The sequence below is a fragment of the Tenacibaculum litoreum genome (genome assembly GCF_964513915.1).
GTDB lineage: Bacteria > Bacteroidota > Bacteroidia > Flavobacteriales > Flavobacteriaceae > Polaribacter > Polaribacter litoreum.
Genome location: NZ_CAZEQS010000004.1, coordinates 301,149 through 312,397, shown reverse-complemented (window position 1 = coordinate 312,397; position 11,249 = coordinate 301,149). Strand labels below are relative to the sequence as shown.

Below are 11,249 nucleotides of genomic sequence, written 5' to 3'. Positions count from 1 at the left end.
TAAAACCTAGATATAGTTTACTAGCTTTTAAAAGAAAGAATTGCTGTGCTCAAAAAACTTAACAATAAATAACACTAGGAATACCATGGAAATTGAAAATTTAATGGTTGCTGAAGCTAAAAAACCTAAAAAGGCACCAAAAGAAGCTTTAATAGCTCTATTAGTGTCTTTGCTATCATAAATTAATTCACCAACTAAGGCTCCAGTAAAAGCACCAATTAAAATTCCAAAAGGAATAGGGGAGATCAACCCAATAATTAATCCGATAGTAGTACCATATACTCCATATTTTGTGCCCCCAAAACGTTTAGTTCCCATAGCAGGGATGAAGTAATCAAGAAAAAATATAATGACAGCAATAGCTAAAGTGATTCCTAAAAATGTCCAATTTTGAGGAACTACTTTTGTTAAATGTAATAATAACAAACCTACCCAGCTAGTAATTGGACCAGGTAATACTGGTAAAAATGAACCAATAATTCCTAAACAAGCAAAAATAAATCCGAGTATTACTAAAAATATATCCATTAACTTTTTATTGATAAGACGAAGATATAAAAGCTTTGTTACATATTCATTAACTAAAAAATTAGTTTAAACTAATTTTTTAGTTATATTTGTTTCGGAACATTTTACAAAAAGATATCATGAGTAAACAATTAACAAAAGCAGAAGAGCAAATAATGCAGGTATTATGGCAGTTAAAAAAAGCTTCAGTAAAAGAAGTAATAACTGAATTACCTGAGCCAAAACCAGCATATAATACTGTTTCAACAATTATAAGGATTTTGGAGACTAAGGAGTTTGTTGGTCATGAATCAAAAGGTAGGGGATATGTTTACTATCCATTGGTGGAAAAGTCAGAGTATAGTAATGAGAGTTTACACAAGTTAATGAACGGTTATTTTGGAGGCTCATTTAAAAGCATGGTATCATTTTTTATGAAAGAGAACAAAATGGATATTCAAGAGCTAGAGAGTATTTTAAAAGAGGTGAATAAAAATAAAAAGTCATGATAAACTATATTATTCAAGTTGTATTATTTCAAGTTCTTTTTGTAGCGGTGTACGATTTCTTTTTAAGCAAAGAAACTTTTTTCAACAAAAATAGATGGTACTTGTTAAGTACAGCATTGCTTTCTTTTGTATTGCCTTTGTTTAAAATTTCGACAGTTCAAAAAGCTGTTCCTCAAGAATATTACACTTTGTTACCAGAGGTAGTGTTATCACCTCAAAAAGTTATTGAAGCAGCAGTTTGGTATCAATCCATTAATTATTTAGATGTATTGTTTTGGAGTGGATGTATATTGTTTCTTATTGTGTTTTCAGTAAAATTAGAGCGTATTATACGATTAGTTTTACGATACGGAACTACCCGAAAGGACAATTATAAATTGATATTACTTCCAAAGGAAACCAAAGCTTTTTCATTTTTCAACTATATTTTTTTAGGAAATGATATTCCTTCTCAAAAAAGAGAAAAAATTATTCAGCATGAGTTAGTACATAGCGAAGAAAAACACACGATAGATTTATTATTTTTTGAGTTTTTAAAAATAGTAATGTGGTTTAATCCGATGGTGTATGTGTATCAAAATCGTATTTCACTAGTTCATGAATATATTTCAGATGCTGTAGCCAGCAAATCAGATAAAAAAGAAAACTATATAAACCATTTACTCGCTGATATTTTTCAAGTCGAGCATATTTCATTCATTAATCAATTTTACAAACATTCATTAATCAAAAAACGAATTATTATGATGACGAAAACACAATCAAAAAAAGTAAGACAATTAAAGTATTTACTATTAATTCCACTACTAGGAAGCATGATATTATATACAGCTTGTTCAAGTGAAGAAGTTAAAATGAATAAGGTTGAAAAACAGCCTGTAACAGTGTATAAAAGTGAGGATGGTAAAATTGTAAAAAAGCCTTCTACTGGTTACCAAAGTAAATATCTTGATTTATTTTTAGGAAAAGAACTTCCAAATACTAAAGAATACTCTATAGATGAATTGACAGAAGAAGAAAAAGGAGAATATTTAGCTTTATTAAATGGATTTAATAAAGAAGGAATGCCTCAATTAAACATTAGAGTTTTTGAAGCTGAAAATGGTAGAAAAATGGTTGCTTTTGACTTTATGGGAAAAAATGAAAATCAAGAAAAAACTAATTACCAAGACTCAGAGGAGGTTCCTTTCTCTATGATGGATAAAGTACCAACTTTTCCTGGATGTGTAGAAGGCGATAAAACTTGTTTTAATAGAAGTTTACAGGAATTTGTACAAGAGAATTTTGATACATCTATAGCAAATGGATTAGGTTTAGACTCAGGTAAGAAAAGGCTTTATGTTAGGTTTAAAATAGATAAAAAAGGTAATGTTACAGATATTAAAGTAAGAGCACCACACCCTACATTAAAACTACATGTAGAAGAATTGGCACAAAAATTGCCGCAAATGCAGCCAGGAGAAAAAGATGGAAAAATTGTTGCGACTGGGTTTGTATTACCCATCACATTTAACGTAGAATAAATTAATTACGTTGGTCATAAAGAACCAATGAAAAAACCAAAAATAGAAACGTGAGAAATAAAATTTTACTTATTGTTTTTGTAATAGGAATTTTAAAAGTCGAAGCACAAGTTTCGACTTTTAAAACTATTGATAGTCTGGTGAATATAGGACGCTATCAAACAGCATTGACAAAGTTACATGAGTTAGATACTACTTTTCAGTCAATTTCAAAAGTAGCATCGATTTATGCCTCAATAGATAATTATAAAAAGGCCTCTTTATATTATGAAAAGGCATTGGAGTTAAAAGATGATTATTCGGTAAAAGTAAGGTTAGCAAAAGCATATAAAAAAGAGAAAAAACTACAAAAAGCTATTGATGTTTATGAAGGTATTGTAACTAAAGATGCTGAAAACTTACTTATTCAGTATCAACTCGGAAAATTGTATGCACAAACAAAGCAACCAGCGAAAGCAATAGATACTTTTAAAAACATTATTAAGCAAGATAGTACAAATGCAAATTACCATTACCGATTGGGAATTGCTTATGGAATGTTGAAAAAGAGAAATCTAAAAATTAATAGTTTTTTAGAGGCTTATAAAAATGATACAACTCACATTAAATCTATTCACCACTTAGCATTAGCTTATACTTTATTAAGAGATAAAGATTCCGCAAACATTTTTGTAAATAGAGGTTTGGTAGTCAATCCAAATCATATCAACTTAAATAAGTTGAAAATTAACAAATTATATAGAGAAGAGAAGTTCACTGAAGCCATTCAATATTTACAAAGAATAGATACTCTAGAGCCTAACGAACACTACACACAAAAAATGTTAGGACGTTGTTATTTTAATCTAAAGAAATATGACGAAGCAAAAAAGTACTTTAATAAAGCTATAAGAATTGATAGGTCAGATTTTAAAGCGTATACCTATTTAGGTGATATCAATTTTGAAAAGAAAAAGTTTTATAAAGCACAGCTAGATTATATGGTGGCAACTTTTACAGGTAAAGAACCAAGAGATATTGAGTATTACCAACTAGCTAGAGTATATAAAGAATTGGGTAACCCTAAAGAAGAGGTAAAGTCTTATAAAAGAGCTTTTGAAGAGAATAGGAAAAACTATAAAGCCTTGTATCAACTAGCTAAAACTAGTGAAGATTATTACAAGGATAAAAGAATAGCTTACAAACATTATAAAAATTATGTAAATCGTTTTAAAAGAAAAGATTCTGTATTAACAAAACATGCAAAAGAAAGATTAAAAGAAATTAAAAAGCACTATTTCTTACAAGGAGAGATTTTACAATAGTATTTAATTTTGTATATTCATCTTAAAATCAATAAGATGAGTTTTCGCTATGTAGCTTTTTTACTTTGTGCTTTACTATGTTCTTCTTGCGACTTCTTTTCATATTCAAAAAAAGATAATGGAAAGGCTGTAGATACTATTGTAGATTTTACAAAAGTAGATGAGTTTCCATCTTTTGGTAAGTGTAAAAACTTACTTAATGAAGCAAGAATTAATTGTTTTAGAGAAGAAATTCATAAAAGAATAACAGAGAGTTTACAACAATATAATTTTGTGACTAAAAATAGCCTAGATGAAGAGGTGTTAATTGATGTTTTAATTAATAAGGATGGAAAGTTTGTTTTAGGAAAAGTTACAGCCTCTGACATAGTTACTAGTCAATTACCAGAATTAGATAGTATTATAAAACTAACATTAGAAAAATTACCAATCATTAACCCAGCCACAAAAAGGGGAATTCCTGTAGTAACAAAATACCAACTACCTATTAAGATTAAAACAGAATAGTAAATTATAGCTTCAAAAGCTCCTCAACAAAATCACGACTATTAGACAAACGAGGAATTTTATGTTGTCCACCTAACTTTCCTTTTTCTTTCATCCAATCATAAAACAAACCTTTACGGGCTTGATGTATTTTAGGCATTGCTAAAGTCATATTATTATAACGTTTAGCCTCATAGTCAGAATTACAATTTTTTAAAGCATTGTCTAACTCTTCAGTAAAAAAGACAAGATCTTTAGGGGGCTTTTTAAACTCAATAATCCATTCATGAGCTCCATTTTCTTTACCATTCATAAAAATAGGGCCAACAGTATACTCTTTAATTTCACAGTTACTTTTATCACTTGCTACTTTTAAAGCATCTTCAGCATTTTCAATAATTAACTCTTCACCAAAAACGTTAATATGGTGTTTAGTACGTCCAGTAATTTTTATACGATAGGGATCGGTTGAGGTAAACTTAACAGTATCTCCTATCAAATAACGCCATAAGCCGCCGTTTGTGGTAATAACAATGGCATAATTAACATCTTTTTTTACTTCAGAAAGAGGGATAGCCTTAGAGTTTTCTCCATTGTATTCACTCATTGGAATAAACTCATAAAAAATTCCGTAGTCTAACATTAATAGCATTTCATCAGAATCATTTCGGTCTTGAATGGCGAAAAAACCTTCTGATGCATTATAGGTTTCATAATATTTAAAATCGTCTCTTGGAATGAGTTTTTTATACTGTTCTCTGTATGGGTTGAAGTTTATTCCACCATGAAAATAAACCTCCAGATTAGGCCAAACTTCTAAAATATTATCCTTCCCTGTTTTTTCTAATACTCTATTTAATAAAACCAACATCCATGAAGGAACACCAACTAAGCTTGTAATATTTTCATGAATGGTTTCGTTAATAATAGCTTCCATTTTTGTTTCCCATTCACTCATTAATGCTGTTTCTTGTCTTGGAGCAGAGCTAAAATCTGCCCAAAAAGGCATATTTTCAATAATGATAGCAGATAAATCACCAAAGTAAGTATTGTTGTCTTCGTATACAGCAGAACTTCCTCCTAAACGGAGTCCTTTACCAGTGAAAAGTTTAGCGTTTTCATTATTATTAATATATAAACACAACATGTCTTTTCCTGCTTTGAAATGACAGTATTCAATAGCTTCATCACTTACAGGAATAAACTTACTTTTTGCATTGGTAGTACCACTTGATTTGGCAAACCAACGTATAGGTGTAGGCCAAAATAAATTCTGTTCTCCTTTTCTACAACGTTCAATAAGTGGTTCAATGCTTTCATAACGTTGAATGGGAACATTGTTGGCAAAGTCAGTATAACTTTTAATTGAAGAGAAATTTTGTTGTTTCCCGAACTCAGTATTCTTAGCGGCACTTATAAGTTTTAGTAATAGCTCATTTTGAACATCAATAGGGTATTTTAAAAATAGCTCTACTTGATGTTTACGCTTTTTTAAGAACCAAGAAATGATTGAATTTATAAATGGAAACGTCATAGATTAACTCTTAATTCAATTTTTTTACTGTAATTTTGTGAAGCTAAATGTAACAAAATTTAAGACATGCAATACCAAGGAGTTTTAAAAAAAATGCCTACCGAAAATTTAAATACAGTTCAATACTATTTAGATATGGGAGCTGATTTTTTGAATATGAATCAGTTATTGAATAAGGAATTGAGGTTGAGTTTTGTTACTTATGAGTGTTTAAATTGCCATTTAGAAAAGAAAATATACCGTCAAGGGTTTTGTAAAAAATGCTTTTTTGAAATCCCAACTGCAGGAGATTGGATTATGCGTCCTGAATTAAGTAAAGCGCATTTAGGAGAAGAAGATAGAGACTTAGAATATGAGAAAAAAGTGCAGTTACAACCTCATATAGTGTATTTGGCAAATTCAAGTAATGTAAAAGTAGGAGTAACAAGAAAGCAACAGGTACCAACGCGTTGGATTGATCAAGGAGCGCATGAAGCTATTGAAATTGTAGAGGTGCCGAATCGTTATTTAGCAGGAATTACCGAGGTAGCTTTAAAAGAGCATGTAGCTGATAAAACGAACTGGAGAACCATGTTGAAGAACGATATTAAAGATGAAAATTTGGTTGAGTGGCGTGAGCGGTTACAAGAGTTTATTCCTGATGAAGCTAAAGAATATTATATAGCTAATAACACTGAAACTAATATTAAATTTCCTGTTGAAAAGTTCCCTAAAAAGCCTAAAAGTTTGAATTTAGAGAAAGAAGAAACGTATACAGGTAAATTGGTAGGAATTAAAGGACAGTACTTAATTTTTGAGGACCAAATAGTGTTTAATGTTCGTTCTAATGAAGGATTGGTAGTTAAAATCGAGCTATTATAATAGTTCAATTTCTTTCTGAATATTTTTTCGTGCCGTTTCCTCGAACTTTTGATAAAAGTATTCTGTTTTGAATATATTTTCCATAGTTAAAAAATGCTGTAAAGCTTTTTTGCGTCCTGAGTTATAGACTATATTAGGATAGACTGCGTATTCTTTTCGAACATTTTTATAATACTTAGTATATACTTCCCCGCTTTGACCCAAGATCGATAAATCAGCATCTATAAAGTAGTTGGTGTCTGAATTTTCAGATGTTTCATGAGATTTAGTGGCTAAAACCTGAGAAAAACAATTTTCTATAATTTCTTTAGGAACTGAAAGTTGTTTCATTCTTTTAGCAGCTAACTCTGCACTTTTTTCTTCATTGTTATTTTTTAAAGAATTATAGATAATATCATGATAAAACAGCGTGAATAAAATTGTGTTCCAATGACTTATTTTGGTTTTTATAGGAGTTAATTGAAAAAGTAAATTTTCAAGATGTTCTAATGTATGATAATGTCTTTTTTACTAGTATAATGCTCTTCTATTTCTTGCCATAATAAAATATTGAAGCTGTTATTGTTTGAATAGTTGGCTAGCAGATTTAAAAAAGTATTTTTTAGCATAAAAAGAAGTAAAAAGAAAAAGGGTTCATTTGAACCCTTTTTTTAATGTTTTACAGCTACATGATTATTGTTCATTTTCAATTCGCTAAGAACGTTTAATGCTTCATTTACATAAATGTCTTTTTGAAGATTTTTATGCCATGCAACTCTTTTTTCTTCTAAAACAGTATCCTTTTTAAATAAGTTTAACTCATATTTAGGAGACACAAAAGTTAGATGAGAATCAAATTTAAAAATGTCTTTAAACTGTTCTCCTTCTTTAGTTTTAGCTTTGCTTTCTTCTTTAAAGGCTTCGTAGTTTAAAGAATAAACTCTTTCTTCTTGGTTTTTCTTTAACCATTTAGCATAGTCGTTTATTCTATTAAATTTTTCGTTATTCACTACACGTTGCTTACTGTTGTATACTACATCAGCAAAGTTACTATATGAATTCGTAGCAGTATATTTTGCTTGTTGTACCTTATCCCAAGGTAAAGCACCATCTAAATCACGTTCTCCAAAATCCATATAACTATACCTGGTAGGTAAAGAAATATCAGAATAAACTCCTTCTATTTGAGTAGACCCACCATTGATTCTATAGAATTTTTGAATGGTCATTTTTAAAGCACCTAAATCGTTAGGGTATTGTTCATAAAAACGGTTTATAGGTAATACATTTTGCACAGTTCCTTTACCATAAGTTTGTTTACCACCAATAATAACACCACGCTTATAGTCTTGCATTGCAGCAGCAAAAATTTCAGAAGCTGAAGCAGAAAATTCATTAACCATTACTACCAAAGGTCCTTCCCATTGAATTTTTGGATCAGTATCAACCTTTACTAAAGGATCTTCACCACGGTATTTTACTTGAACAATTGGCCCTTTGTTGATGAATAAACCACCAATTTCAATAGCTGTTTTTAATGATCCACCACCGTTATCACGTAAATCAACAATTAAACCTTGAACATCTTCTTCTTTTAAACGTTCAATCTCCTTTTCCATGTCTTTAGCAGCATCTCTACGGCTTAAATCATTAAAATCTATGTAAAATCTTGGAAGATTGATGATTCCGTATTTTTTACCATTTTTTTCAACTATACTAGACTTTACAAAAGTTTCTTCAAGCTCAACTACATCTCTAATAATTGGGATTACTTTAATAGAACCATCAATTTTTTTCTTTACAGTTAAACGTACCTCTGTTCCTTTTTTTCCTTTGATAAATTTTATAGCGTCATCTAAACGCATTCCAACAATATCTAAAGGCTCTTCATCACCTTGTGCAACTTTTAAAATAATATCGTCAGCTTCTAATTCACCTTGTTTCCATGCAGGACCTCCAGAAATTAATTCAACAATATGTGTGTAAATTCCTTTTTTCTGTAAACGAGCTCCAATACCTTCTAGTTTACCAGACATTTCTTGATCGAAACGTGTTTTAATTCGTGGAGACATGTAGGTTGTGTGTGGGTCAAAGCCACTCACTACACTATTTAAAAATGTAGAATACCAATCAGAGTTCTCAAGCTCACCAATACGCATGTATAAATCGTCCATATTTTTTAGGACTTTCTTTCTTGCTTCAGTCTCTAGTTCTTTAAAGCTTTTCTTTTTAAAACTTTTATCTTTTTTAGCTTTTTCGTTTTGTTGGTTTTCAGCATCTTCAATGTTACTTAAAATCGATAACTTTAATTGTTTTCTCCAGTAGTTGATTAATTCGGTTTCGTTTTTAGCATACGGAACTTTGTCATAATCAATATCAATAGTTTCCTTCTTTTTATAATTGAAAGGTTGTTTTAATAAAGAACGATAGGTCTTTTTACCCGACTCCATTTTTTCTAGAAAACGCTGATATACTAACTTATAAAAATCAATGTTAGATTCTCTTAGTTGATTGTCGATTTGATATTTATATTGAGAAAATTCTTTTAAATCTTCTTGAGTAAAATAACGTTTACTAGGATCAAGTCCATCGATAAATGTATTATATACATGTTCAGAAAAATCGTCGTTTAAATTTTTTTGAACGTAATGGTATCGACTTAAAATATTTTTTAAAACGTAAACAATTACACGATCTTTTTCTGGATCGTTATTAGGAACAGTATTTGAACTAACAGAGTTAGAAAATAAAAGTGTGATTGCTAAAAATGGTATAATAAACTTCGTCTTCATAAAACCTTCTGTCTTTTTAATTTGTGTTGAGTCGTTGTGTTGCTAAGCTACTAAAATAATGCCAATTTTTTAGTTTTATTACTTTTTATAAATGCCTCTAAAAACTTCTTTAATCTTTTTATGGTCTTCGTTGAGAAAATTCCAAACTTGAGTTACAGAACCATCTTTGTTTTTTGTCCAAGTAATTTGGTTATAATAATTGCCTTTATCATTTTCTATAAGATCACTTTTTAAAGTCATAGAATTATCTTTAAAACTACCTTTTAAAACTAATGAAAAACCAGTGTTATCAATCCAAACCTGATTCCAAGTATTATCTTTTTTATTGTAATAATTGTAACTAGTCCCTTTGCTTTTAGATGTTTTTGAATCCCAATTTTCTTGAATAGCACAAGCATTAGACATTTTTATAACGTTATTATGACCAATTAATTTTCCTTCAGAGTTATAAACATTCCAATTTCCGACCCAAAAATCAAATTGAGTGTAACCTATTTCATTACATGGTGTTTTGGGGTTGTTTTGTGCTGAAATAATTGAAAAAAATGAAGAAATTATAAAAATAGTTACATAAACAATAATCCGTACCATAATGCTTGGGTTTGATTACCACAATTTTACACATAAAATGAACCAATCTGTCTTTACAAAATGTTAAAAATAGAATCCATTTTTTATATTACATTTGTTGTAAAACTTACTTACTATGCAAGATAAACCTTTGATTTTAGTTACAAATGATGACGGAATTACAGCTCCTGGTATTCGTATGTTGATCGAAATTATGAACAAAATAGGGGATGTAGTAGTGGTGGCTCCTGATAGCCCACAGAGTGGAATGGGACATGCTATTACGGTGAATAATGTGTTACATTGTAATCCTATTACCATTGATGAAGGTCCGCAAATTGAGTACAGTTGTTCTGGTACACCAGCAGATTGTGTTAAAATGGCAAAAAATGAAATTTTAAATCGTACACCTGATTTATGTGTTTCAGGAATTAATCATGGAGCAAATTCATCAATTAATGTAATTTATTCAGGAACCATGAGCGCCGCTGTTGAAGCTGGTATTGAAGGGATTCCTGCAATAGGCTTTTCATTGTTAGATTTTGATTGGCATGCTGATTTTAGAGCTGCACGTAAGTTTATAGAAAAAATAGCGTTAAATGTTTTATTAAACGGATTACCTGATGGAGTAATTTTAAATGTAAACATTCCGAAGTTAAAAGAAGACGAAATTAAAGGAGTTCGTATATGTAGACAAGCGAATGGTTATTGGAAAGAAACGTTTGATAAACGTAAAAGCCCATTTGGAAAAGAGTATTATTGGCTTTCTGGAGAGTTTATTAATAGAGATAAAGGACAAGATACTGATATTTGGGCATTAGAAAATGGTTTTATATCAGTAGTGCCTGTTCAATTTGATATGACAGCGCATCACGCAATTCAAAAATTACATACATGGGACATATAAAAAAAGAAATATTAATAGGAATTATAGTCTCGTTGTTGGCAACAACTTGTGGCTTTTTTATTTATTTAGAGTACATTTCAGAACTTAGTATTTCAGAAACTATTACTAAAATAAGAGAAGGTGGGGTGTTAGGATCTGTAATAGCTCTAGCAGCAATACCTAACTTATTTGTTTTTTGGGTGTTTTTAAAGAAAAAACAAGATTATAGAGCTAGAGGAGTATTAATAACTACAATTGCTGTAGCTTTATTAACAGCATATTTAAAGTTTTTCTAATT

At 30.0% G+C, this 11,249-nt stretch carries 12 protein-coding genes; 7 read left to right on the top strand and 5 right to left on the bottom strand.

Features of this window, described 5'->3' with window-relative positions:
- Positions 1-27: 27 nt before the first annotated feature.
- Entirely contained in the window at positions 28-528 is a 501-nt protein-coding gene (locus ACKTTR_RS12940; protein WP_408028237.1) for a DUF456 domain-containing protein, read from the bottom strand.
- 119 nt (positions 529-647) lie between these two features.
- Between ACKTTR_RS12940 and ACKTTR_RS12935 the strand changes: the two genes are divergently transcribed.
- From ACKTTR_RS12935 to ACKTTR_RS12920, 4 genes are read left to right on the top strand one after another with little or no spacing between them, the layout of a single operon-like run.
- Positions 648-1,016, top strand: coding sequence for a BlaI/MecI/CopY family transcriptional regulator (locus ACKTTR_RS12935; RefSeq protein ID WP_408028236.1), 369 nt, complete (start codon positions 648-650; stop codon positions 1,014-1,016).
- Complete coding sequence (locus ACKTTR_RS12930) at positions 1,013-2,539, top strand: energy transducer TonB (RefSeq protein ID WP_408028235.1); 1,527 nt, start codon at positions 1,013-1,015, stop codon at positions 2,537-2,539. Before ACKTTR_RS12935 ends, ACKTTR_RS12930 begins: the two co-directional genes overlap by 4 nt.
- A 50-nt stretch (positions 2,540-2,589) precedes the next feature.
- A complete protein-coding gene (locus ACKTTR_RS12925; RefSeq protein ID WP_408028234.1) occupies positions 2,590-3,843 on the top strand; it encodes a tetratricopeptide repeat protein in 1,254 nt (417 codons plus the stop codon).
- A gap of 36 nt (positions 3,844-3,879) precedes the next feature.
- A complete protein-coding gene (locus ACKTTR_RS12920; RefSeq protein WP_408028233.1) occupies positions 3,880-4,350 on the top strand; it encodes a hypothetical protein in 471 nt (156 codons plus the stop codon).
- Between the two features lie 4 nt (positions 4,351-4,354).
- On the opposite strand, the gene ACKTTR_RS12915 is transcribed toward ACKTTR_RS12920, so the two are convergent.
- On the bottom strand, positions 4,355-5,863 hold the full coding sequence (locus ACKTTR_RS12915; RefSeq protein WP_408028232.1) for a GH3 auxin-responsive promoter family protein: 1,509 nt from the start codon (positions 5,861-5,863) through the stop codon (positions 4,355-4,357).
- Between the two features lie 66 nt (positions 5,864-5,929).
- Between ACKTTR_RS12915 and ACKTTR_RS12910 the strand changes: the two genes are divergently transcribed.
- Entirely contained in the window at positions 5,930-6,724 is a 795-nt protein-coding gene (locus ACKTTR_RS12910; protein ID WP_408028231.1) for a DUF2797 domain-containing protein, read from the top strand.
- Here the strand turns inward: ACKTTR_RS12910 and ACKTTR_RS12905 are convergent.
- The 3 genes from ACKTTR_RS12905 to ACKTTR_RS12895 all read right to left on the bottom strand — a co-directional run bounded on the left by ACKTTR_RS12905 (position 6,719) and on the right by ACKTTR_RS12895 (position 10,086).
- The gene (locus ACKTTR_RS12905; RefSeq protein WP_408028230.1) at positions 6,719-7,054 is read right to left on the bottom strand and encodes an HD domain-containing protein; all 336 of its coding nucleotides are present in this window, start codon (positions 7,052-7,054) and stop codon (positions 6,719-6,721) included. The genes ACKTTR_RS12910 and ACKTTR_RS12905 overlap by 6 nt on opposite strands.
- 320 nt (positions 7,055-7,374) lie before the next feature.
- On the bottom strand, positions 7,375-9,495 hold the full coding sequence (locus ACKTTR_RS12900; RefSeq protein ID WP_408028229.1) for a carboxy terminal-processing peptidase: 2,121 nt from the start codon (positions 9,493-9,495) through the stop codon (positions 7,375-7,377).
- Between the two features lie 78 nt (positions 9,496-9,573).
- Positions 9,574-10,086 (bottom strand): hypothetical protein, encoded by a 513-nt coding sequence (locus ACKTTR_RS12895; RefSeq protein WP_408028228.1) that lies wholly within the window; start codon positions 10,084-10,086, stop codon positions 9,574-9,576.
- 115 nt (positions 10,087-10,201) lie between these two features.
- On the opposite strand from ACKTTR_RS12895, the gene surE reads away from it, so the two are divergent.
- Together surE and ACKTTR_RS12885 are read left to right on the top strand one after the other, a co-directional pair.
- Complete coding sequence (gene surE, locus ACKTTR_RS12890; protein ID WP_408028227.1) at positions 10,202-10,972, top strand: 5'/3'-nucleotidase SurE; 771 nt, start codon at positions 10,202-10,204, stop codon at positions 10,970-10,972.
- On the top strand, positions 10,960-11,247 hold the full coding sequence (locus tag ACKTTR_RS12885; protein ID WP_408028226.1) for a hypothetical protein: 288 nt from the start codon (positions 10,960-10,962) through the stop codon (positions 11,245-11,247). Before surE ends, ACKTTR_RS12885 begins: the two co-directional genes overlap by 13 nt.
- The last annotated feature ends 2 nt before the right edge of the window (positions 11,248-11,249 follow it).